This is a genomic window from Duganella sp. S19_KUP01_CR8, from assembly GCF_036688705.1.
GTDB lineage: Bacteria > Pseudomonadota > Gammaproteobacteria > Burkholderiales > Burkholderiaceae_D > Rugamonas.
Window position 1 is genome coordinate 17,653 of record NZ_JAQQPR010000041.1, and the last position, 22,235, is coordinate 39,887.

19 protein-coding genes are annotated in these 22,235 nt (G+C 64.3%); 15 read left to right on the top strand and 4 right to left on the bottom strand.

The window, feature by feature from the left end; all coding sequences use genetic code 11:
* Position 1 precedes the first annotated feature (1 nt).
* A complete protein-coding gene (locus tag V6M89_RS28015; protein ID WP_332856296.1) occupies positions 2-850 on the bottom strand; it encodes a TauD/TfdA family dioxygenase in 849 nt (282 codons plus the stop codon).
* Between the two features lie 420 nt (positions 851-1,270).
* Here V6M89_RS28015 and V6M89_RS28020 point away from each other — a divergent pair, with 420 nt between their 5' ends.
* The 4 genes from V6M89_RS28020 (at position 1,271) to secD (ending at position 8,573) form a co-directional block, all read left to right on the top strand.
* The gene (locus tag V6M89_RS28020; RefSeq protein WP_332856297.1) at positions 1,271-2,908 is read left to right on the top strand and encodes a methyl-accepting chemotaxis protein; all 1,638 of its coding nucleotides are present in this window, start codon (positions 1,271-1,273) and stop codon (positions 2,906-2,908) included.
* 168 nt (positions 2,909-3,076) lie between these two features.
* Positions 3,077-5,764, top strand: coding sequence for a TonB-dependent receptor plug domain-containing protein (locus V6M89_RS28025; RefSeq protein WP_332856298.1), 2,688 nt, complete (start codon positions 3,077-3,079; stop codon positions 5,762-5,764).
* Between the two features lie 48 nt (positions 5,765-5,812).
* Complete coding sequence (locus tag V6M89_RS28030) at positions 5,813-6,652, top strand: hypothetical protein (protein ID WP_332856299.1); 840 nt, start codon at positions 5,813-5,815, stop codon at positions 6,650-6,652.
* Positions 6,653-6,719: 67 nt separating this feature from the next.
* Positions 6,720-8,573 carry a protein translocase subunit SecD gene (gene secD, locus V6M89_RS28035; protein ID WP_332856300.1) on the top strand — a complete coding sequence of 618 codons (1,854 nt, stop codon included), beginning with the start codon at positions 6,720-6,722 and terminating at the stop codon, positions 8,571-8,573.
* 2 nt (positions 8,574-8,575) lie between these two features.
* On the opposite strand, the gene V6M89_RS28040 is transcribed toward secD, so the two are convergent.
* On the bottom strand, positions 8,576-8,914 hold the full coding sequence (locus V6M89_RS28040; protein WP_332856301.1) for a hypothetical protein: 339 nt from the start codon (positions 8,912-8,914) through the stop codon (positions 8,576-8,578).
* A gap of 79 nt (positions 8,915-8,993) precedes the next feature.
* Between V6M89_RS28040 and V6M89_RS28045 the strand changes: the two genes are divergently transcribed.
* The 6 genes from V6M89_RS28045 (at position 8,994) to V6M89_RS28070 (ending at position 16,103) form a co-directional block, all read left to right on the top strand.
* A complete protein-coding gene (locus tag V6M89_RS28045; RefSeq protein WP_332856302.1) occupies positions 8,994-9,473 on the top strand; it encodes a hypothetical protein in 480 nt (159 codons plus the stop codon).
* A gap of 59 nt (positions 9,474-9,532) precedes the next feature.
* The gene (locus V6M89_RS28050) at positions 9,533-12,949 is read left to right on the top strand and encodes a DUF748 domain-containing protein (protein WP_332856303.1); all 3,417 of its coding nucleotides are present in this window, start codon (positions 9,533-9,535) and stop codon (positions 12,947-12,949) included.
* A gap of 1 nt (position 12,950) precedes the next feature.
* On the top strand, positions 12,951-13,805 hold the full coding sequence (locus V6M89_RS28055) for an EamA family transporter (RefSeq protein WP_332856304.1): 855 nt from the start codon (positions 12,951-12,953) through the stop codon (positions 13,803-13,805).
* Positions 13,806-13,865: 60 nt separating this feature from the next.
* Positions 13,866-14,183 (top strand): hypothetical protein, encoded by a 318-nt coding sequence (locus V6M89_RS28060; protein WP_332856305.1) that lies wholly within the window; start codon positions 13,866-13,868, stop codon positions 14,181-14,183.
* A 102-nt stretch (positions 14,184-14,285) separates the two neighbouring features.
* Entirely contained in the window at positions 14,286-15,482 is a 1,197-nt protein-coding gene (alaC, locus tag V6M89_RS28065; protein WP_332856306.1) for an alanine transaminase, read from the top strand.
* 84 nt (positions 15,483-15,566) lie between these two features.
* Entirely contained in the window at positions 15,567-16,103 is a 537-nt protein-coding gene (locus V6M89_RS28070) for a hypothetical protein (RefSeq protein WP_332856307.1), read from the top strand.
* On the opposite strand, the gene V6M89_RS28075 is transcribed toward V6M89_RS28070, so the two are convergent.
* Positions 16,100-17,113 (bottom strand): zinc-binding alcohol dehydrogenase family protein, encoded by a 1,014-nt coding sequence (locus V6M89_RS28075; protein WP_332856308.1) that lies wholly within the window; start codon positions 17,111-17,113, stop codon positions 16,100-16,102. The two genes, V6M89_RS28070 and V6M89_RS28075, sit on opposite strands and share 4 nt — an antisense overlap.
* Before the next feature lie 100 nt (positions 17,114-17,213).
* Here V6M89_RS28075 and V6M89_RS28080 point away from each other — a divergent pair, with 100 nt between their 5' ends.
* Together V6M89_RS28080 and V6M89_RS28085 are read left to right on the top strand one after the other, a co-directional pair.
* The gene (locus V6M89_RS28080) at positions 17,214-18,113 is read left to right on the top strand and encodes a LysR family transcriptional regulator (protein ID WP_332856309.1); all 900 of its coding nucleotides are present in this window, start codon (positions 17,214-17,216) and stop codon (positions 18,111-18,113) included.
* 96 nt (positions 18,114-18,209) lie between these two features.
* Entirely contained in the window at positions 18,210-19,283 is a 1,074-nt protein-coding gene (locus V6M89_RS28085; RefSeq protein ID WP_332856310.1) for an AI-2E family transporter, read from the top strand.
* A gap of 72 nt (positions 19,284-19,355) precedes the next feature.
* Here the strand turns inward: V6M89_RS28085 and V6M89_RS28090 are convergent, their stop codons facing one another.
* Positions 19,356-19,580: a hypothetical protein gene (locus V6M89_RS28090; RefSeq protein ID WP_008446853.1), complete on the bottom strand. Its 225-nt coding sequence runs from the start codon at positions 19,578-19,580 to the stop codon at positions 19,356-19,358.
* 139 nt (positions 19,581-19,719) lie between these two features.
* Here V6M89_RS28090 and V6M89_RS28095 point away from each other — a divergent pair, with 139 nt between their 5' ends.
* The 3 genes from V6M89_RS28095 to V6M89_RS28105 are packed head-to-tail and all read left to right on the top strand — an operon-like array spanning position 19,720 to position 22,167.
* Entirely contained in the window at positions 19,720-20,430 is a 711-nt protein-coding gene (locus V6M89_RS28095; RefSeq protein WP_332856311.1) for a phosphatase PAP2 family protein, read from the top strand.
* Positions 20,367-21,347, top strand: coding sequence for a diacylglycerol/lipid kinase family protein (locus V6M89_RS28100; RefSeq protein WP_332856312.1), 981 nt, complete (start codon positions 20,367-20,369; stop codon positions 21,345-21,347). The genes V6M89_RS28095 and V6M89_RS28100 overlap by 64 nt, the downstream gene beginning before the upstream one ends.
* 1 nt (position 21,348) lies before the next feature.
* Complete coding sequence (locus tag V6M89_RS28105; RefSeq protein WP_332856313.1) at positions 21,349-22,167, top strand: metallophosphoesterase family protein; 819 nt, start codon at positions 21,349-21,351, stop codon at positions 22,165-22,167.
* Positions 22,168-22,235 lie beyond the last annotated feature (68 nt).

Consider the following 22,235-nt stretch of genomic DNA (forward strand, 5'->3'; position numbering starts at 1 on the left):
CTCAATCGCGCACCACGCCGGAAGGCCCGATGCGCTCGGCGTTGGGCACGTCGGACATGCGGATGCGGATCAGGTGGCGGCGCTCGTCCACGTAGGTGGTGCGGCCGTGCAGCATGCGGTGGTTGTCGGCCCAGAGCAGGGTGTCGGTGGCCAGCTGCTGCTTGAAGCGCGGCGCGCTGTGCTCGGCCACCTCGTTCATCAGCGCCAGCGCCTCCACCAGCGCCGGCGTGCTCAGGTCGGGCCGCACGGCCAGGCCTTTCTGGATGGCGTCGTAGCGCCAGCGCAGCGTGAAGCGGTCGCCGTCGCGCCGTGGCGGGCCGAACACCGGCGCCACATGGTGTTCGATGGAAGTCTCGCCTGCGGCGTACACGGCCGGCACGCGGAACGGCACCGGCGCGCTACACAGCAGCTCGTAGGCCGCGCGGCCGTCCGCCGTTTGCTGCAGGGTCTGGTAAATGTCCTCGCCGTCGATCAGCAGCGAATGGCCGCCTTCGCAATTGGCGGCCTGCACCACGTACAGGATGAACTGTTCCTCCGGCATCGGATAGAACGAGGAATCGGTGTGCATGTCGGCGCTGCCGACGCGCTCGGAAAAGGTGGTGAAGCGGGCGTCGCTGTGGGCTGCCGGCCGCGACTTGACGTCCCAGGCCACGCGGCCGGTGCGCTGGTCGGTGGAGGTGGGATAGCCCAGCATCAGCGTGATCGCATACAGGGCGGCGTTGCGGCGGTCTTCGTCCAGGCCTTGCAGGCCGAGGCCGGTCAGCGCCACGCCGTTGGTGCCCAGGCCGCGCAGCTGGCGGGTCAGCCGCCGCAGCGTGCCAACCTCGCCCAGTTCGGCGCGCAGGGCCACTTCCTCCGGGTGGGCGTAAAAACCGTTTTCATTAAAACCATTAAATCGACGAGTTAATATCTCATAGGTGGTATTTAAATCACCACCCCATGATATATCAGCTGGCGCCATTGTGACATTCTCACTTGTTTCTAATAACGTAGACATAAGAATTCCTTTTGATTAAAACGGTTGCCACTGCGCGAGGGCTGCGGATATTCTAAGGCCATGCTGAGAATTTAACTGTTGTATTTGATGTGCTAAGGAAACTGAAATTGTCCACATTGATTTTAATAAATGCTTTGAAAACAATATGTTGTGAATAGTCTACAAAGTGTATTTGCGTGACATTTACTGGATGTCGCATGCGCTATGATAGAAAATGACCACTCCGCCGCTGCGGAAAGTTACTATCAAATTAAACGTTGAAGGACTAGCATAATGAAATGGTTTGATTCGTTGCGACTTTCGCAAAAACTGGGGGCGGCATTCTCCGCTGTATTAGCCATGACGGTGCTGGTGGGAGTATTTTCCGTCTGGGAGCTATCCCAGGTTAATAATACGGCCAAGCGGTTTTCGGAACGCTGGATGCCCAGCATCCGGGTGATCGAAGACATCAAGTCGCAGATCGCGCGCATCCGCACCCGTGAGCTGCAATACATCATTTCGACCAACCCGGCGGACATGGACAAGTACGACCAGGTGATCGCCAAGGACCTGGTCGACCTGAAGAAAATGCAGGACGACTATGTGGTGCTGGCCAGCACCGCCGAGGAACGGGCCATGTACGGCAAGTTCGTCGACCTGTGGGCGCGCTACATGCAGGAGGACGCCAAGATCCGCGCCGCCGCCCGCGCCAGGGACGACGACCAGGCCAAGGCGCTGATCCGCGGCGAATCGAACAAACTGATCGTGGCGCTGCGCGGCCAGGTCGACCAACTGGTCGAGTTCTACACCGACGGCGGCAAGCAGGAGGCGGTCGAGGGCGACCGCCGCTACGCCTCGTCGCGGCTGTGGATCCTGGCGCTGGTGGTCGGCAGCGTGGTATTCGGCGCCAGCGGCGCGCTGCTGATCACGCGCTGGCTGACGCGCAGCCTGGGAGGCGAGCCCGACTACGCGACCGACATCGTCAGGCAGATCGCCGCCGGCGACCTGGGCGTGACGGTCGAGACCCGCGCCGGCGACACCAGCAGCCTGCTGTTCGGCATGCGCACCATGCGCGACAATCTGGAGAAGATCGTCGGCGAGGTGCGCGGCGCGACCGGCGTGATCGCCAGCGCTTCCGGCCAGATCGCCGCCGGCAACCTGGACCTGTCCTCGCGCACCGAACAGCAAGCCAGTTCGCTGGAAGAAACCGCCGCCTCGATGGAGGAACTGACTTCGACCGTGCGCCACAACGCCGACAACTCGGCCCAGGCCAACCAGCTCGCCACCGTGGCCGCCAGCGTGGCGCAGAAGGGCAGTGCGGTGGTGGCGCAGGTGGTCGACACGATGGGCGCGATCAACACTTCGTCGCGCAAGATCGCCGACATCATCGCCGTCATCGACGGCATCGCGTTCCAGACCAATATCCTGGCCTTGAACGCGGCGGTGGAGGCGGCCCGCGCAGGCGAGCAGGGCCGTGGCTTCGCGGTGGTGGCGACCGAAGTGCGCAACCTGGCCCAGCGCTCCGCCGCGTCGGCCAAGGAAATCAAGGACTTGATCGGCGAATCGGTCGGGCAGGTGGACATCGGCAGCAAGCTGGTGGCCCAGGCCGGCGCGACCATGAACGAGGTGCTGGAAAGCGTGCAGAGCATGGCCGGCGTGATGGCGGAAATCACCCATGCCAGCCGCGAGCAGAGCGCCGGCATCGAGCAGGTCAACCAGGCCATTTCGCAGATGGATACGGTGACCCAGCAGAACGCCGAACTGGTGCAGCAGGCCGCGTCGGCCTCGCAGGGTTTGCAGGACCAGGCCGCCACGCTGTCGCAGCTGGTGAGCGTGTTCCGGCTCAAGGATGGCGCGCGCGGCGGCCCGCCGGCGGTGCGTTCGTCGCCGCGCGCGGCGAAGTGGCCGGCGCTGAGCGGCGCGGCGCCTTAACATCGCTGGCGTTGCCGTGGTCAGCGCCCCACAGTTTGCACTGCGGCATGGGAATGCGAGCAGGAAAGTACTAAAACAGCAGTCCTGTCCGTGACCTGAGCGCGGCGACCAAAGACACTCCGTGACAGTTGCAGCATTTCATCAAACTGTCACACCACGGAGTATCTCATGTCGCCTATTCGTCCTATCGTTCGTGCCGTCGCGTTGTTGTGCGCCGGCGCGGTTCCCCTGACCGCCGCCGCCCAGACCAGCGCTGAAGCCAGCACCGCCAGCACCGCCGCACCGCCGCGCGTGGAAATCACCGGTTCGCGCATCAAGCGTGTCGACGCTGAAACCGCATCCGCCGTGCAGGTTATCACGGCCGAGCAGATCGCCCGCCTGGGTGCTGCCACCGTCACCGACGTGTTGCGCGATCTGCCCGCCGGCAATACCGGCGGCTACACGGCCGAGGGCACGCCGGGCCAGGCCTTCGGTTCGGCCGGCATCTCGCTGCGCGGCCTGGGCGCGGGCGCCACGCTGACCCTGATCAACGGCCGCCGCGTGGCGCCGTTCGGCTTCGGCTCGGCCTCGTTCGTCGACACCAATTCCATCCCGGTCGATGCCATCGAGCGCATCGAGGTGCTGCTGGACGGCGCCTCGGCGATCTACGGCGCCGACGCCATCGGCGGCGTCATCAACATCATCCTGCGCAAGAACTACGAGGGCCTGGCGCTCAAGGTTTCCGGCGGTACCTCGGCCTACCACGACGGCAACACCGGCGACATCGGCCTGACCTACGGCAAGGGTACGCTGGCGCAGGACGGCTACAACTGGCTGCTCAGCCTGTCCCACCGCGACACCAGCCCGGTGCTGGTCAACGCCCGTCCGCGCACCCAGGATGCGGACTTCCGCCGCCTCGGCCTGGCCGACCGCCGCTCTTCGTTCTCCAGCAACGTCTACACCGCATCCGGCACCACCGGCGGCACCTTCCTCGGCATCCTGGGCGACTGCCCGGCGCTGGTGGACGCCGGCTCGCCGCTCAACGGCCGCTGCATCAACGACAACACCACCGCCGTCACGCTGCAATCGAAGAGCCAGCGCGACAACGTCTACAGCGCGCTGACCTACGACCTGGGGCAGGGCTGGGAACTGTTCGGCGACGCCGCGCTCAGCCGCAGCCGCCAGGCTTCCAGCATGTACAGCTACGCCACCAATTCCTACGGCGCCTACACCAACGACCTGCTCGACAAGTACGGCCTGTACGGCAACGCGCCGGGCACCACCATCAGCTACCTGCTGCTGCCGGCCAGCCATCCGCAAAACAAATGGGGCAAGACGGTGGGCGTGCGCTACGTCTTCAACGACGTGCCGACCACCATCAGCAGCGAGAGCCGCAATATGCGCGCCACCTTGGGCGCACGCGGCACGCTGGGCAAGTGGGACCTGGAAGCGGCGGCGATGTTCTCGCGCTCGCTGACCGACACGCGCTACCACGGCTACATCCAGGACAAGGTGCTGATCAACGAGGTGCTGGATGCGGACGGCCTGGTGCGTAACAGCTTCCTGTTGCGTAACCCGGGCGGCAACGACCAGGCGCTGATGGCGCGCCTGTATCCGCTGCTGGACAACCACGCCGACACCAGCACCAGCAGCGTCGACGTGCACGGCAACCGCGAACTGTTCGCGCTGCCGGGCGGTCCGCTGTCGATCGCCGTCGGCGCCGAGTACCGCAATGAAAAATTCAACGCCGCGCCAGATACGCTGTTCACCGATGGTTCCATCCAGCTGATCGGCATGACCGGCGCCAGCGGCTCGCGCAGCGTGGCCGCCGCGTATGGCGAGTTGTCGGCCCCGGTGCTGAAGACGGTGGAGCTGAGCCTGGCCGCGCGTTCGGACCGCTACAGCGATTTCGGCTCGGCCTTCACGCCCAAGGTCGGCGCCAAATGGAGCGCGTTGCCGCAGCTGGCGTTCCGCACCACCTACGCCGAAGGCTTCCGCGCGCCGTCGCTGCCGGAGCTGCATGCGGGGAACACCAACGGCTACACCAAGGTGCTCGATCCCAAGCGTTGCCCGGTGTTCAGCACCACCAACGACGACTGCGAACGCTATGTGGCCTTTACCACCGGCGCCAATCCCGACATCCAGGCGGAAAAATCCAAGAGCGTGACGATAGGCTTCGTGGCCGAGCCTGTGCCGGGCTGGTCGTTGTCGGTGGATGCGTACAACATCAAGCGCCGCGACGAGCTGTCCACCATCAGCTCCACCTACCTGCTGGAGCATGAGGCGCAGTTTGCCGACCGCATCGTGCGCAACCCGGTCAGCGGCAAGCTCGATCACATGAGCCTGATCACGGCCAACCTGTCGGCCACGCAGACGCGCGGCGTCGACGTCGATGCGCGCGGCAGCTTCAGCGTGGGCGACTGGGGCCGTTTCTCGCTGAGCGCCAGCTACAACCGCATGAACAGCTACAAGAGCACCGACGTGCCGGGTAACGATCCGGTCGACTACGTCGGCTACTACGGACTGCCGAAGAACCGCGGCCGTGCCGGCGTGGCCTGGGACCGTGGCCCGTGGGATGCCAGCGTCAACTGGAGCTACGTGGGCGGTTATTTGCTCAAGAGCTCGCCGGATGCGGTCTGCTCGTTTGAAGCGGCGACTCCGCAGTACTGCAACGTGCATTCGTGGCTGACAGCCAGCGCCTACGTCAGCTACAAGGGCTTCCGTAACCTGACGCTGTCGCTGTCGGTGCAGAACCTGGCCAACAAGGAAGCGCCGATGGACGCCAGCCAGATCGCCTACCTGCAAGGCTACAGCCCGTCGTACCACAGCCAGTTGGGCCGCTTCGTGCAGCTGAGCGCCAACTACAAGTTCAAGTAATCAACCCAGGCGCCGGCTTTGTGCCGGCGCCGTTTCCAGAGTGTCCCCATGTCCTGTCACCGAATTCTTATTGCGCTGAGTGCGCTGCTGCTGTCCGCATGCAGCACCCTCGCGCCTGTCGATCACAACAACGATGCCCTGCGCATCGAATGCCACTGGGATCTGCAATACCCGAGCGTGGCGCCGGCCGACGCCACGCTGGCGCAACTGCGCGAGACGGCCACGCGCCGCCTGGCCGCGCTGAACCTGAACGCCCAGTGGGAACTGAACAGCGAAGGCGCCAGCGCCGAAGCCTTCACCGACAGCGAGCCGGACCGCCAGCGCCTGCATCGCTTGCTGAGCGTGGTGCTGCCGGGGATGGAGCGTTATCCGGCATCGTTCTTCGCCAATGTCCGCCTGCAGAACATCGTGCTGGTCAAGGAGCTGGCGGTGGCTGGCCAACGCCGGCTGGCGATGCCGATGGCCGAAGTCGACAGCGTTGCCTACGCCGACAACAGCGCCAAGCTGTGCCCGGCCGGCATGGAGATGCGCGTGCATCACGAGTTCTACCACTTCATCGACTACCGCGAGCACAACGACTACTACCATGCCGATCCCGCGTGGCTGGCGTTGAATCCGGCCGGGCTCACGTACGGCAAGGGCGGCGCCAGTTTCTACGGCAAGAATTTGCAGGACGTCGGCCACGCCAAGCCGGGCGTGGTCAGCCTGTATTCCAGCTACGGCCAGGAAGAGGACAAGGCCGAGACCTTCGGTTGGATGATGACGCCCGACTACGCCGCGCGGCTGGACCTGTACGTGATGCAGGACGCCAATCTCGCGGCCAAGCTGCGCCACATGCGCGAGCAGTTCCGCAAATACAGCCAGCCGGTGGACATGAGAAATAACTAATTGTTGGGCTTGTAATAGTTTCAAGCAGCCGCAGCTTAGGTCGGTCCTTTCTTAAAAAGCGATTAAGATGAACCGTTACCCGCTGTGGAAGTACATCGTGATTGTGATCACGGTGTTGTTGGGCGCGTTGTACACCGCGCCCAATTATTTTGGCCAGTCGCCGGCGCTGCATATCACCAGCGGCAAGACCAGCGTGCGCGTCGGCGCCGAGCTGGTGGGCAAGGTCGAGAACGCGCTCAAGCAAGCGCAAGTGCCGAGCACCGGCATCGCCTACGACAGCGATCACGCCGCGGTGCGCGCGCGCTTCGCCGATCCCGATACCCAGTTCCGCGCCAAGTCGGTGCTGGAGAAAAGCCTGAACGCCGACACCGCCGATCCGCAATACCTGGTCGCGCTGAACCTGCAAGCCGATACGCCGAAGTGGATGCAAAGCCTGCACGCGCTGCCGATGTACCTGGGCCTGGACCTGCGCGGCGGCGTCCATTTCCTGATGCAGGTCGACACCAAGGCCGTGCTGGACAAGAAGCTGCAAGGCGTGCAGGCGTCGGTGCGCAGCGTGTTGCGCGACAAGGCCGTGTTCCATAGCGGCATAGCGCGCGTCGGCAACACCTTGGAGATCAGCTTCCGCGACGAGACCACGCGGCAGAAGGCGAAAGACCTGATCGCCGGCCAGGGGCCCGAGCTGCTGCTGGCCGAAACCAGCGATGGCGCGCAGCTGAAGATCGTCGCCACGCTGAAGCCTGACGCGCTGAAGCAGACCATCAACGACGGCGTGACGCAGAACATCGCCACCTTGTCCAAGCGCGTGAACGAGCTGGGCGTGGCCGAGCCCATCATCCAGCAACAGGGACCGGACCGCATCGTGGTGCAGCTGCCCGGCGAGCAGGACGTGGCGCGGGCCCGCGCCGTCATTGGGCGCACGGCCACGCTGGAAGTGCGCATGGTCGACGAGAGCATCACGCGCGGCACGGAAATGGGCGCGGCGATACCACTGAACTCGCAGCTGTACACGGTGGGGCGGGGCGCGCCTACCGTGCTGTACAAGGACGTGGTGCTGACCGGCGACTACATCACCAGCGCCACCGCCGGCCTGGACGAGAATCAGCAACCGGCCGTGTTCATCGACCTCAACACGGCAGGCGGACGCAAGATGTCGGCCGCCACCAGCGACCGCGTCGGCAAGCACATGGCCATCGTGCTGATGGAGAAGACCGGCAAGCCGGAAGTGATTTCGGTGGCCACGCTGACCAGTGAGCTCAATGCCCACTTCCGCACCACCGGCGTCGGCAGCGCGCAGGATGCGGCCGACCTGGCGCTGATGCTGCGTTCGGGCGCGCTGTCGGCGCCGATGGAGATCGTCGAAGAGCGCACCATCGGCCCGCAGCTGGGCGCGGAGAACGTCGCCAAGGGTTTGCATTCGACCATGTACGGCTTTGCCGCGATTGCCGTGTTCATGATCGGCTACTACATGCTGTTCGGATTCTTCAGCGTGCTGGCGCTGGCTTGCAATCTGTTGCTGCTGCTGGCCTTGCTGTCGCGCATGCAAGCGACGCTGACTTTGCCCGGCATCGCCGCGATCGCGCTGGCGCTGGGCATGGCGATCGACGCCAATGTACTGATCAACGAACGCATCCGCGAGGAGCTGCGCGGCGGCGCCACGCCGCAGCAGGCGATCGCCACTGGCTTCGACCGCGCCTGGGCCACCATCCTCGACTCCAACGTCACCACGCTGATCGTCGGCGCGGCGCTGTGGGTGTTCGGCTCCGGGGCGATACGCGGCTTCGCCGTGGTGCACTGCCTGGGAATCTTGACGTCGATGTTCTCGGCGGTGTTCGTGTCGCGCGGCGTGGTCAACCTGTGGTACGGACGGCGCAAGAAACTGTCGTCGCTGGCTATCGGTACGGTCTGGCGCGGCAAGTAAGTTCAGGCCACCGTGTCGATGATGGTGCCGAGCTTGTCGTCGGCAGGCGCGGGGGGCGGGGGCTCATCGGTCTTGGCGACGGTGATCTGGCGGTCCGCGTCCTTTTGCAGCAGCGCGGTTTCCAGCGCCTTGATCTGGTCTTCGAGCGACTGGATCTGCTGCATCAGCGCTATCCTTTGCTGTATCGAGTCCGTGCTGGCGTCGCCCGCCAGCTTGGCCAGTTCCTCGCCCAGCTTCGCCTCCTGCTTTTGCAGCACGCGGATCTGCTTGATGATGGCCGTGCGCACGGTCGTCGTCTCGGTGGCGGCTTGGTGGACGGGGGCGACGGTTGAGGTGTTCATGACAAATTATCGGCAAGCTAACGGAAAACCTTAGCCTTGATGGATAATGTTTGAACTGAACATTTCAAAAGGAGCTCGCATGAAACAACTATTGCTTGGCTGTGCATTGCTGGTGGCGTTTGCCGCCTACGCGGACGAAGCCGCAACGTGTTCGGCGTCCGCCGGCAGCTACCGCAGCGGTGTCGTGGTGAAGGGGCCGAAGTTTTCACACGGCCAGTTCCGCAAGGGCGTGGAACTGTCGCACACCCATCTGAAAATGAAGGCCGACCAGGACGGCAAGGTGTACGACGTGGCGATCGACAACGTATTCGCCAGCGGTTTCGAACCCAACCAGCGCACCGTGCCAAGCTCGCTGAGCGGCATCAAGGTGAACGACCGGGTGGAGGCCTGCGGCCAGTTGTACACGGACGGCGGCGTCGGCATCCACTGGGTGCACACCAATTGCGGCAAGAAGCCGACGCCCGCCAAGCCGGACGGTTGGCTGAAGGTGATCTCGGCCGACGGCCAGCCTGGCCAGAACATCGAAAGCAATACGCAGTACTGCTCGGTCTTCAAATAGGCCCGCTGTTGCCATGCTTGCTATACTGTTGCCTGTGAGAGAAATTTCAGGGGAATAGTTTGCAGGCATTGAACAAACGATGGAAGCGATGGGGCGTGGGCGTGGCTGGCGCGGTGGGTGTGTATGCGTTGGCGGGCGGCTGGCTGTTGCCGCAGGTGATCAAGAGCCAGCTTCCAAAGTTTGTCGAGACCGAGCTGGAGCGCAAAGCTAGCATCGGCGAAGTCAGTTTCAATCCCTTTACGCTGCGGCTGGCGGTGCAGCAATTCCAGCTGACCGAGGCCAGCGGCGCGCCCTTGTTCGGCGTCGGCGCGCTGGAGGTGGAGATGCAGTGGCGCTCGCTGCTGCGCCGCGCCTGGAGTTTCGCCGATATCCGCATCGTCGCGCCGACGGTGCAGCTGGCCATCGCGCCGGACGGCAAGTTCAATATCGCCGAGTTCGTGGCGACGCTCAACAAACGCAAGCACGATGACAGCGACAGCGGCATGCCGCGCCTGGTCATCGAGCATTTCGCGCTGGAGCAGGGCAAGGTCGACATGCATGACCGCCATGCCGGCTACAACGATACCTACGCGCCTATCGCCTTCACGCTGAACAACCTGAGCACGCTGCCGGACGAGAACGGCGATTACGCGCTGAGCGCCGATGCGGGCCTGGGCGGCAAGCTGCGCTGGAAGGGCACCAACGCGCTCAATCCGATCGCCGGCAGCGGCGTGCTGACGCTGGAGAATGTGGCCCTGCCGGGCGTGTCGACGTATCTGAAGTCGTTTGCGCGGGTGGCGGTGGTGGATGGTCGCTTGTCGGCCAAGCTGCCATATAAATTCGCTTACAAGGATGGGCAGCTGGATGCCAGCGTGGCCGGGGCCGGCCTGGCGCTGAACGACCTGGTGGTCAAGCGCGATGGCGCGGCCGAGGCGTTCGTCAAGTTGAAGCTGTTCGATGTCAGCGATGTTGGCGTGGATCTGCTCAAGCGCACCGTGACGGTGGGGGGCTTGCATGTCACCGGCGGCGCGCTGGCGGTGCGCCGCGATGCCAAGGGCGAGCTGGATGTGGCGGGGCTGATGGTGCCTGCCGCGCCTGCAGCGGCGGGCAAGCCTGCGGCTGTCGCGGCTGCCAAGCCTGCGCCGGCGGGTAACTGGAAAATCCAGCTCAAGCAACTCGCATTGGACGATATCGCCGTGGCGGCGGTGGATGAAACCGTCAGCCCCGCGCTGAAGTTCAACGCGGACAAACTCAAGCTGCACCTGCAACTGCAAGCAGAACCCGCTGCTGACGGCCTCAAGCTGAACATCGCCGACGCCGCCTTCTCGGTGGACAATCTGGTGCTGAACAGCGGCGCGATGACGCCGCTCAAGCTGGCGCAACTGGGATTCGAAGGCGGCGAGATCGACCTGGCCGCACACCGCGCCAGCCTGGGCCGCCTGCATTTCGACGGCGGCCAGCTGGACCTGTCGCGCGACGGCAAAGGCAAGTTCCTTTTCCTGAACGCTTTCCCGAAATCGGGCAGCGGCGCGCAGCCGCCGGCCAAGGATGCCCCGGCCTCCGCGCCTTGGGTGGCCAATATCAAGACCGTCGAGTTCAACAAGTTCGGCGCGCGCTACGACGATGCGAGCAGCGGCATCAAAGCCAATCTGCAAGACTTCAACCTCAAGCTGACCGACGCCAGCACCGACCTGAAGAAACCTCTGGCCTTCGACGGTGCAGTCGGCCTGCGCGAAGGCGGCCTGCTGACCGCCAAGGGCAAGGTCGTGCCGTCCACCGGCGCCGTCGATACCGATCTCAAGCTGACCAAGCTGGCGATCGCGCCGGTGCAGCCCTTGCTGTCCAAGTACGTCAAGCTGAAGATCGCGGCCGGCAGCATCTCCGGCCAGGGCCGCCTGCACACCGGCGCCGGCGGCAAGGCCGATCCCGGCCTGCGCTACGACGGCTCGCTGGAAGTGGCCGAACTCGCGCTCGACGAAGAAGACAACGACCGCTTCGCCCACTGGAAGTCGGTACGTGCCGACAAGCTGGCCTTCGGCCTGTCGCCGGATTTGCTGGATATCGCCGAGCTGCGCGTCATCGAGCCGGACGCCACGCTGATCATCGAAAACGACCGCAGCTTCAACGCCCAGCGCCTGCTGGTGACGCAGCCGGCCTCGGACGCCGCCGCCAAGCCGGCCGCCGCGCCGGCGTCTGCCGCCGAACCATTCCCGGTCAAGGTGCGCCGCGTGCGCTTCGAGAACGCCAAGCTGGCCTTCACCGACCTCAGCTTGCGGCCGCAATTCGGCGCCAAGATTTATGAGCTGGGCGGCGTGATCACCGGCCTGTCGTCCAAGCGCGACGCCAGCAGCCAGATCGAGCTGGATGGCCGCGTCGACGACTACGGCCTGGCGCGCATCCGCGGCAGGCTCAACCCCTTCGTCCCGGCCGACAACACCGACATCAACGTGGTGTTCAAGAACGTGGACATGGTGTCGGCCTCGCCGTACAGCATGAAGTTCGCCGGCTACAAGATCGCCCAAGGCAAGATCTCGCTGGACCTGGAATACAAGGTCGCCAAGGGCCAGCTGGAAGGCAACAACCACATCGTGCTCGACAACCTGACGCTGGGCGAGCGCATCGACAGTCCGGACGCGCTCAAGCTGCCGCTGGAATTGGCGCTGGCCATTTTGAAGGACAGCGATGGCCGCATCGACCTTGGCGTGCCGGTCTCCGGCAATATGAACGATCCGCAGTTCAGCTACGGCTCGGTGGTGTGGAAGGCGATCGGCAACATCATGACCAAGATCGTGACCTCGCCGTTCCGCGCGCTGGGCAATCTGTTCGGCGTCAGCGGCGACAAGCTGGAGTCCATCGACTTCGATGCCGGCAGCGACGTGGTGTTGCCGCCGGAGCGCGAGAAACTCAAGCAGGTGGCGCAGATCCTGGCCAAGAAGGCGCAGCTGAAGCTGTCCGTGCCGGGCCAGTACAACGAGCAGGTGGACGGCGCAGCCTTGCGCGCGCAAGCCTTGCGCCGCGTGGTGCTGGCGCGCGCCGACATCAAGCTGGCGGCCGGCGAGCAGCCGGGACCGCTCGACATGGGCCAGCGCAAAGTGCGCGGCGCCATGCGCGACCTGTATGCCGAGCGTTTCGGCGCGGCCGAGCTGGACAAAGAGAAGAAAGCTGCCGAAGCCGCCGCCGGTCCTGCCGTCGCCGCCGCCGACTCCGCGCAAAAGAAACTGCCCATCCTGCAACGCCTGGGCAAGCTGGTGCAGGGCGAGCCGCAAGTGGCGGACGCCACGGCCTTCTATGCCAAGCTGCAAGAGCGCCTGGAGCAGAAGCAGCCGTTGCCGGCGGACGCCTTGCCGCAACTGGGCGCCAAGCGTGCCGCCGCGATCCTGGCGGCCTTGAAGGGAGAGGGCGTCGATGCCGCCGCCGCGCACACCAGCGCGCCGGAGCCGGTGGACGCCAGCGCCGGCAAGCCGATCGCGTTGAAGCTCGGACTGTCGGCCAAATAAGATGAGCGAAGAAAAAAAACACGCTGGCGGCAGCGCGCTGCTGGCCGGGTTTGCCCTGCTGGCCAGCCAGCTGTCGCTGAACTTCGGCGCGGCGATCGCCAAGCATCTGTTCCCGCTGGTTGGCGTGGAGGGGGTGACGGCTTATCGGGTCGGCATCGCGGCGGTGCTGATGTTGCTGATCTTCCGTCCGTGGCGCACGCCGCTGACGTGGGAGCAGGGCGTCAACGTGGCGATCTATGGCAGCGTGATTGGTCTGATGAATTTGCTGATCTATCGCTCCTTCGACCGCATCCCCTTGGGCATCGCGGTGGCGATCGAAGTGGCCGGACCGTTGACGGTGGCGGTGCTGTCGTCGCGCCGGCCGCGCGATTTCGCCGCGGTCTGCCTGGCGGTGCTGGGCTTGTATTACCTGCTGCCGATACACGGCAAGGTCGACCAGCTTGACCCGGTCGGCGTGATGTACGCGGCCGGCGCGGCGGTGTGCTGGGCCTTGTACATCGTGTTCGGCAAGCGGGTGTCGGTGATGCATGGCGGGCAGTCGGTGGCGTGGGCCATGTTGGCGGCGTCGCTGTTCATCGTGCCGATAGGCGGCTGGTACGGTGGCGCGGCACTGCTGACGCCAAGCTATCTGCTGATCGGCCTGGCGATTGCGGTGATGTCGAGCGCCTTGCCGTACACGCTGGAGATGCTGTCGATGCGCACCCTGTCGTCGCGCACTTTCAGCATGTTCAGCAGCGGCGCGCCGGCGCTCAGCGCGCTGGCCGGCATGGTGGTGCTGGGCGAAAACCTGACGCTGACCCAATGGCTGGCCATCGCCAGCATCGTATTGGCCTCGGCGCTGACGTCGCTGCGCTAAACCGTGTTGCGTTTCTGACTAGTTCGTGGCAGCATAGCCGCTTACTGGAGGAGTAACCCTATGCAAATCGACCGCGCACAACAACCGATCGCCGCCGCCACTGTCTCGCTGATCGCGTGGGTGCTGTGCGTCGCTGCTTTCCTGCCGCCGCTGAACAAACACACCTTGGACTCGGTGCCGCTGATGATCTTGGCCGGGGTCGGCATCGCGGTCAGTTTTATCGTGCACCTGGTGTTCATCGGCATGTCGGCCAAGCGCCTGGGCCGTTCGCCGGTGCTGTGGGTGGTGATCTGCGTGTGCCTGTTTCCGGTGGCTTCCATCGTCGGCCTGATTCTGTTCGAGTGGTTCAGCGACCAGGAAAAACAAGCCAGCGTCTAAAATGGGTATTGCAAAAAGCTGAATCCTTCGGCTAGTATGGATACCGATGCAACATTGCATCGACGTCGCTCGGACGGTTCCGGGCGCTTACGTGAGATATCCATGACTGACACCCAAACTCCGCGCAGCTTTTCGCGCATCGATCGCCTGCCTCCCTACGTTTTCAATGTCACCGCCGAGCTCAAGCTGGCGGCGCGCCGTCGCGGCGAAGACATCATCGACATGTCGATGGGGAATCCCGATGGCGCCACGCCGGCGCACATCGTCGAAAAACTGGTCGACACCGTTCAACGTCCCGACACGCATGGCTACTCGGCCTCCAAGGGCATTCCACGGTTGCGGCGCGCGATCACCAAGTGGTACAAGAACCGCTACGACGTCGAGTTCGATCCCGATGCGGAAGCCATCGTCACCATCGGCTCCAAGGAAGGCCTGGCGCACCTGATGCTGGCGACGCTGGACCAGGGCGACACGGTGCTGGTGCCTAACCCCAGCTACCCGATTCACATCTGGGGCGCGGTGATCGCCGGCGCGAATATCCGCTCGGTGCGCATGACGCCCGGCGTCGATTTCTTCGATGAGCTGGAACGCGCGGTGCGCGAGAGCTATCCGAAACCGAAGATGATGATCCTGGGCTTCCCGTCCAACCCGACCGCGCAATGCGTGGAGCTGGAGTTCTTCGAGCGCGTGGTGGCGCTGGCCAAGCAGCACAACATCCTGGTGGTGCACGACCTGGCCTATGCCGACATCACCTTCGACGGCTGGAAAGCGCCGTCCATCATGCAGGTGCCGGGCGCGCGCGAGGTGGCGGTGGAGTTCTTCACCATGTCCAAGAGCTACAACATGGCGGGCTGGCGCATCGGCTTCATGGTCGGCAACAAGGAACTGGTGGCGGCGCTGGCGCGCATCAAGAGCTATCACGACTACGGCAGCTTCACGCCGGTGCAGGTGGCGGCGATCGCCGCGCTGGAAGGCGACCAAAGCTGCGTCAGCGACATCTGCGCGATGTACCAGAGCCGCCGCGACGTGCTGCACAAAGGCTTGTGCGAAGCCGGCTGGCCGGTGGACAAGCCGAAGGCGTCGATGTACATTTGGGCCCGCATCCCCGAGCAGTATCGCCACCTGGGCTCGCTGGAATTCTCCAAGCTGCTGCTGGCCGAGGCCAAGGTGTGCGTGTCGCCCGGCATCGGCTTCGGTGACTACGGCGATGAGTATGTGCGCTTCGCGCTGATCGAAAACGAAGCCCGCATCCGCCAGGGACTCCGCGGCATCAAGGCCATGTTCCGCAAGGCCGAATAAATCTGCTTGCTCTTTACGCCGCATCAAACGGGAAGTTTGATGCGGCGGCTACTGTGTTCCTGAATTCCTACAGGAGCACCCATCATGCCTTTCCCGTCCGTCAGCGACAGCACGCGTCGGTTGCTCGACGCCGTCAGGAAACTCGAGCTTACTTTGCAATCGGCCGGCTTGCCGCGCATCCTGGCGCGGTTGCCGGTGTGCTGGTTGTGCTGGCACTATTGCCGCATGCTGGACCAGAAGATCGTCCGCATCAAACGCATCGCCGGCAAGTTTGAACAATGGCTGCCGACGATCCGCGCCTACTCGGTCGACGGCACGGCGAAGATGGAGCTGATCGACGTCGACCTCAGCATGCGCAACGATATCGAGGTCACCAAGAACACCATGTGGGAACTGCGCAGCTACTGCATCGACGTCGGCCGCATGTTCGAGCAGCTGGGCTACCATTCGCCGGGACTGCGCCGGCGGCAGGCGCTGTTCTTGCAGGTTTTGGAGAACTCCTGCGTAGCGGCCTGCACCATGCAGGCCGCGCTGGCCGAACACGACAGCACGGCGCTGGCTTTGCTGCGCGCCCGGCAGGTGCAGGAGCGCGTCTGCGGCGGCGAGGCGTCGGCCGTTTAAAACCCTTCCAGCACGATCTTGCCTTTGGCGCGGTTGCTTTCGATCAGCGCATGCGCGCGCTTCAGGTTGGCCGCGTTGATCTTGCCGTAGCGTTCGGCCAGCGTGGTCTTGATGACGCCGGTTTCGACCAGCCGGGCCACATCGTTCAGCAGCTGATGCTGCTTCTGCATGTCCGCCGTTTCGAACATCGAACGGGTGAACATGAATTCCCAATGCAGCGATACGCTCTTGCGCTTCAACAGGCGCACGTCGATGGCGGCCGGGTCGTCGATCAGCGCGACCTTGCCTTGCGGCGCGACCAGTTCGGCGATGGCGGGCCAGTGATGGTCGGTCTGGTTCAGACTGGCCACGTACGTGACCGGCGGCAGGCCGAGGCGGGCTATCTCTTCGTTCAGCGGCTTGCTGTGGTCGATGACGTGGTGCGCGCCCAGTTCCTGCACCCAGGCCGCCGTGTCGGGACGCGAGGCGGTGCCGATCACGGTCAGGCCGGTCAGCTGGCGCGCCAGCTGCACCAGGATGGAGCCGACGCCGCCGGCCGCGCCGATCACCAGCAGCGACTGGCCGTGCGCGCCCTTGTCGCGGCTCACTTCCAGACGTTCGAACAGCAGCTCCCACGCGGTGATGGCGGTCAGCGGCAGCGCGGCGGCCTTGCCGAAGTCCAGGTTCTTGGGCTTGTGGCCGACGATGCGTTCGTCCACCAGGTGCAGCTCGCTGTTGGTGCCCGGGCGCATCAGCGCGCCGGCGTACCAGACTTCGTCGCCCGGCTTGAACAGCGTGACGTCGGCACCGACGGCCCGCACCACACCGGCCGCATCCCAGCCGATGACTTTGCTGTCGCCGTCGGCCGGCGCCATGTTGGCGCGGATCTTCACGTCCACCGGGTTGACCGAGATCGCTTTTATTTCCACCAGCAGGTCGTGGCCGGCCGCTTGCGGCGCCGGCAGTTCGATGTCGATCAGGGCGTCGTCGTCGGTGATGGGGAGGGACTTGCGGTAGGCGACGGCTTTCATGGGAATGCTCCGGGTGAGTTGGGATGGGCGTATCATCATTTATTTCGCAGCCTTGAAAAAGAGGCTGCATAGCGAAACACTTTCAAAGGAATGCCGAAAATTGTTGCGATTGGATGATTTGACCGTCTTTGTCCGTACCGCCGACCGGGGCAGCCTGTCCGCCGCCGCGCGCGAGCTGGAGATATCGCCGGCCCTGGCCAGCGCCGCCGTCAAGCGGCTGGAAGGCGAGCTGGGCTTCCGTTTGTTCGCCCGCACCACGCGCTCGCTGCGCTTGACGGAGGATGGCGAGCACTATCTGCGTCACGCGCGCGAGGCGCTGCGCCTGCTGAAGGAGGGCCACGACGCGCTGATCCAGGGCCAGGAAACGCTGGGCGGCATGCTGAAGATTTCGATGCCGTCCGACCTGGGCCGCAATATGATGGTCGGCTGGCTGGACCAGTTCCAGGCGCTGTATCCCAAGGTCAGCTTCCAGCTCAGCATCAGCGACCGGGTGTCGGACATGTACCGGCAGCCGGTCGATATCGCCATCCGCTACGGCCGGCAGGAAGATTCCAGCCTGGTCGCGCTGCCGCTGGCGCCGGACAATCGCCGCGTGCTGGTGGCCTCGCCGGACTACATCCGGCAGCATGGAAAATTGAAGGAGCTGAACGAGCTGCTGCGCCACAACTGCCTGCGCTTCATGGTGGAGGAGGTGATCCACGACCGCTGGAGTTTCTACCGCAACGCCGCCGCCGAGCCGGTGGCGATCCACGTCAGCGGCAACCGCAGCGCCGACGACGCCGACGTGGTGCGGCGCTGGGCGGTGGCGGGCATGGGCATCGCCTACAAATCGCGGCTGGACCTGGCGGACGATATCCGCAGCGGGCGCCTGCATATCCTGATGCCGGACATACTGGGCGAACCGGCGCCGCTCAATATGCTGTGCATGCACCGCGCGCAGATCACGCCGACGGTGCTGCAACTGCGGGACTTCCTGCGCGCGCACTGCGAGAAGGCGTAGGAATACGCTTAGGGAATAATTAAAACGACAAGCAAGCACATACGGCGGCACCAAATGCGCTTACCATAGCCCCAATATTTACCAGGAGATACTCCGATGACCGAAACCCAGCGCGACATCCTCAGTGCCGGCTTTTCCCTGACCTTGATCGCACTGGCGGCGTTTGTCATGCATCGCTTCTTCCTGCCGCTGATCTGGGCCGGCATCCTGTGCGTGGCGACGTGGCCGCTGTACCAGCGCATCCGGACGCGCTTCGGTCGCCACGATGTGCTGGCCGCCGCCGCGTTGACCTTGATCTGCGCGGCCGTCTTCATCGTGCCGGTATCGCTGGGCGTGGCGCAGGCCGCCAGGCAGGCGCCGGAGCTGGCCAACTACATCGTCACCGCCAACACCGATGGCATCCCGGTGCCGGCCTTCATCCTGCATCTGCCGATGGTCGGCGAATGGATCAGCGACTGGTGGCAAGCCACGCTGAGCCAGCCGCACGGGCTGTCGCACCTGTTGTCGGAGCGTGAAATCAACGGCCTGCATTCGGCCAGCGACATGATCAAGGTGGCCGGCGTCGGCTTCATGCATAGACTGGTCGATTTCGGCCTGGCCTTCCTGTGCCTGTTCTTCTTCTACAAGGACGGCGAGGCGCTGAACCGCCAGATCACCGCCATCGGCAGCCATTGCTTCAGCGAGCAGCGCTGGGCGCGCTACGCTGAAAAAATCCCGACGGCGATCCGCGCCACCGTCAACGGCCTGGTGCTGGTGGGCCTGGCGGAAGGTGTGTTGATCGGCATCGGCTACGCGTTCGCAGGCCTGCCGTCCCCCGCTCTGTGGGCGGCGGTGACGGGCATCCTGGCGATCATTCCATTTGGGGCGCCGATCGCTTTCGTCAGCGCGGCGGCGGTGCTGGTGTTCAACGGCGCCGTGCCTGCGGCCATCGCGGTCGCGGTCTGGGGCACCATTGTGCTGTTCGTGGCGGATCACTTTGTACGGCCCGGCATGATAGGCAACGCCACGCGGTTGCCGTTCCTGGCCGTACTATTCGGTATCCTGGGCGGGGTTGAAACCCTGGGCCTGGTCGGACTGTTTATCGGTCCGGTTGTGATGGTTCTGTTTGTGACGCTTTGGTACGAGGCGAATCTGTTTGATGACGGTTCGCCAGTTGCCAAACCCAGGTGAGGAGCGCGAGCGAGGTCGCGGCATCGGCCGGCCTGTCTTGCGACTGGATCGGGCAACTGGCACCGGCAACCATTAGTGCGCCTTCGACAGGATCAGCAGCCAGCGGCGGAACATCAGCACTTCCAGATGGCCTGCCTGTACGCCGGTGTCGCATTCCATGATCGGGTTCACTGCGTAGTAGCGCTTGCGGAAGTCACGGCACACCAACAGTTCGCGTTTGCCCATGCGTACCAGGAAAGAGGTAGGCATATATTCCAGACCGAAGCGGGAACCAAAGCTGCTGTGTAATGTAGTCATGACATTTCCTTTGTGGGGAGTAGCGTTTAACGAGGAGTTCAGAATAGCATAACTACTGTATGAATAAACAGGTACTGTGTAAATAAACAGTAAATTCGTTTTTTCGTGGTTTTTCCACCAACTTGCACGGCGATGCGCCTTGGAGCACCAAATTTTCAACAAATTCATCCGTTTCATTGAAGCAAGACTGTCGCCGGGTGGCGAATTCGGCCTGCACCTGACCGCCGGCCTGGCGTTGCTGGTGGCTGCCGCCGCGGTTTTCGGCGACCTGGCCGAGGATGTGATGGGCAAGGAGGCGATCACCGTGCTGGACATGCAGGTGGCGCACTGGTTCCATGCCCACGCCTTCGAGCCGCTGACCAGTTTCATGCTGGCCGTGTCGCTGGCGCATACGGGTTACGGGATGGTGGTGCTGGTGGCGGCGCTGGGCTGGCATTTCTGGCGCGTGCAGGCGCGCTATTGGCTGCTGGCCTTGCTGGTGTCCGTGCCCAGCGGCGCGCTGTTGAACGTGGCGTTGAAGTACCACTTCCAGCGTGCCCGGCCGGCGTTCGATGAGCCGCTGGTGACTTTGATGACTTACAGCTTCCCCAGTGGCCACACGTCGGCGGCGACCGTGTTCTACGGCCTGCTGGCCAGCTATCTGGTGATTGCCCGTCCGCAGTGGCATGTGCGCTTGGGTACGGCGGTTGGCTGCTGCTTGATGGTATTGTTGGTGGCGTTAAGCCGCGTCTATCTGGGCGCGCACTATTTGAGCGACGTGCTGGCGGCGATGGCAGAGAGCGTGGCGTGGCTGGCGGTCTGCATCACGGCGATCTCGACGCTGCGTCGGCGGCGCGAAGCCACGATATAAACTATTTCCGGGAGAACGCGCTGGACAGCATCATTGTCATCATCAACGCCGGCGCAGGGCTGGGCTATTGCGGCGGCTGGACCGCCGCGCTGGCGGAAAAATTCCGCAGCCACGGCGTCGAGCCGGACATCACGCTGGCCAAGAGCGGCGCCGAGATGATCGCGCGCGCCGAGCGGGCGTTGGCTGAAGGCGCGCCGGTGGTGGTGGCCGGCGGCGGCGACGGCACCATCAACGCGGTGGCGTCGGTGCTGGTCGGCAGCGCGACGCGGCTGGGCGTGCTGCCGCTGGGCACGCTGAACCACTTCGCCAAGGATTTGAAGATACCGCTGGACCTCGATGCGGCCGTGGCCAACGCGGTGCAGGGCAGGGTGTGCCAGGTGGACGTGGGCGAAGTGAACGGCCGCATCTTCCTCAACAACTCCGGCCTGGGCATCTATCCCGACATCGTGCGCGACCGCGAGCAGCAGCAGCGCCACCTGGGCCGCAGCAAGTGGCCGGCGTTCGGACGCGCAGTGTTCGCGGCGCTGCGGCGCTTTCCGTTCATGAGCGTGCGGCTCAAGATCAATGGCGAAGAGCATCTGCGCCGCACGCCCTTCGTCTTCATCGGCAACAACGAATACCTGCAAGGCCTGACGCTGGGCGCGCGCGAGCGGCTCGATAGCGGTAATCTGTGCTTGTATGTGGCGCAGAAGCCAACCCGGCTGGGACTGCTGCGCTACGGCTTGCACGCCATGCTCGGCAAGCTGGGCGAGGCGCGCGATTTCGACGTGCTGTCGGCGCCGGAGTTGATTATCGAAACGCGGCACCATCACATGCGGGTGGCCACCGACGGCGAAGTCTCGTTGATGAAGCCGCCGCTATGCTACCGCTCGCGGGCGGCGGCGCTGAGCGTCATCGTACCGGCCCAGGAGGGATAGCATGCGCACCATCGTCCATTTATCCGATCTGCATTTCGGCCGCGTCGACCAGAATTTGCTGCGGCCGCTGCAAGAGCTGGTCGCCAGCCTGGCGCCGGACGTGGTGGTGGTGTCCGGCGACCTGACGCAGCGCGCCAAGACCGAGGAGTTCAAGGCGGCGCGGGCCTTCCTCGATACCTTGCCGGGGCCGCAGATCGTGGTGCCGGGCAATCACGACATCCCGCTGTACAACGTCGCCAGCCGCTTCCTGACGCCGCTGCGCAAGTACACCCGCTACGTCACGCTGGACCTGACGCCGGAATATGTGGATGAAGAGATCGCCGTGCTGGGCATCAACACCGCGCGTTCGCTGACCTTCAAGGATGGCCGCGTCAACCGCGAGCAGATCGAGCAGATCCAGCGCCGCATGAGCGCGGTGGATCCGCACCTGACGCGCATCATCGTCACTCATCACCCGTTCGACATGCCGGAGGCGCTCGACGACAACGACCTGGTCGACCGCGCGCCGATGGCGATGCGGGCGTTTGCCGGGTGCGGCGTGGATTTGCTGCTGGCGGGGCATCTGCATGTGAGCCATGCGCACAACACGGCGCAGCGTTACGAGATCAGCGGCTACGCGGCCTTGATGATACAGGCCGGCACCGCTACCTCCACACGCGGGCGGGGCGAGACGAATTCGTTCAACGTCATCCGCGTCGAGCACGATAAGGTGGAAGTGCAGCGCTACAGCTGGGTGGAGGGCACGGGCAGCTTCGAGCTGGCGCACACCGAGCGCTTCCAGCGCAGCGGCGACGCCTGGAGCCTCACCGCCGAAGCCTAAACCCGGGGTCAGGTCCCCCATTTGAGCATGAGCCCGGTTATACAAACCGGGCTCATGCTCAAATGGGG

Coding starts and splice junctions, on each gene's coding strand:
- V6M89_RS28025 (WP_332856298.1), top strand. CDS start 3,077: ATGTCGCCTATTCGTCCTATCGTTCGTGCCGTCGCGTTGTTGTGCGCC.
- secD (WP_332856300.1), top strand. CDS start 6,720: ATGAACCGTTACCCGCTGTGGAAGTACATCGTGATTGTGATCACGGTG.
- V6M89_RS28020 (WP_332856297.1), top strand. CDS start 1,271: ATGAAATGGTTTGATTCGTTGCGACTTTCGCAAAAACTGGGGGCGGCA.
- V6M89_RS28105 (WP_332856313.1), top strand. CDS start 21,349: ATGCGCACCATCGTCCATTTATCCGATCTGCATTTCGGCCGCGTCGAC.
- V6M89_RS28040 (WP_332856301.1), bottom strand. CDS start 8,914: ATGAACACCTCAACCGTCGCCCCCGTCCACCAAGCCGCCACCGAGACG.
- V6M89_RS28085 (WP_332856310.1), top strand. CDS start 18,210: ATGACCGAAACCCAGCGCGACATCCTCAGTGCCGGCTTTTCCCTGACC.
- V6M89_RS28055 (WP_332856304.1), top strand. CDS start 12,951: ATGAGCGAAGAAAAAAAACACGCTGGCGGCAGCGCGCTGCTGGCCGGG.
- V6M89_RS28045 (WP_332856302.1), top strand. CDS start 8,994: ATGAAACAACTATTGCTTGGCTGTGCATTGCTGGTGGCGTTTGCCGCC.
- V6M89_RS28060 (WP_332856305.1), top strand. CDS start 13,866: ATGCAAATCGACCGCGCACAACAACCGATCGCCGCCGCCACTGTCTCG.
- V6M89_RS28070 (WP_332856307.1), top strand. CDS start 15,567: ATGCCTTTCCCGTCCGTCAGCGACAGCACGCGTCGGTTGCTCGACGCC.
- V6M89_RS28030 (WP_332856299.1), top strand. CDS start 5,813: ATGTCCTGTCACCGAATTCTTATTGCGCTGAGTGCGCTGCTGCTGTCC.
- alaC (WP_332856306.1), top strand. CDS start 14,286: ATGACTGACACCCAAACTCCGCGCAGCTTTTCGCGCATCGATCGCCTG.
- V6M89_RS28075 (WP_332856308.1), bottom strand. CDS start 17,113: ATGAAAGCCGTCGCCTACCGCAAGTCCCTCCCCATCACCGACGACGAC.
- V6M89_RS28090 (WP_008446853.1), bottom strand. CDS start 19,580: ATGACTACATTACACAGCAGCTTTGGTTCCCGCTTCGGTCTGGAATAT.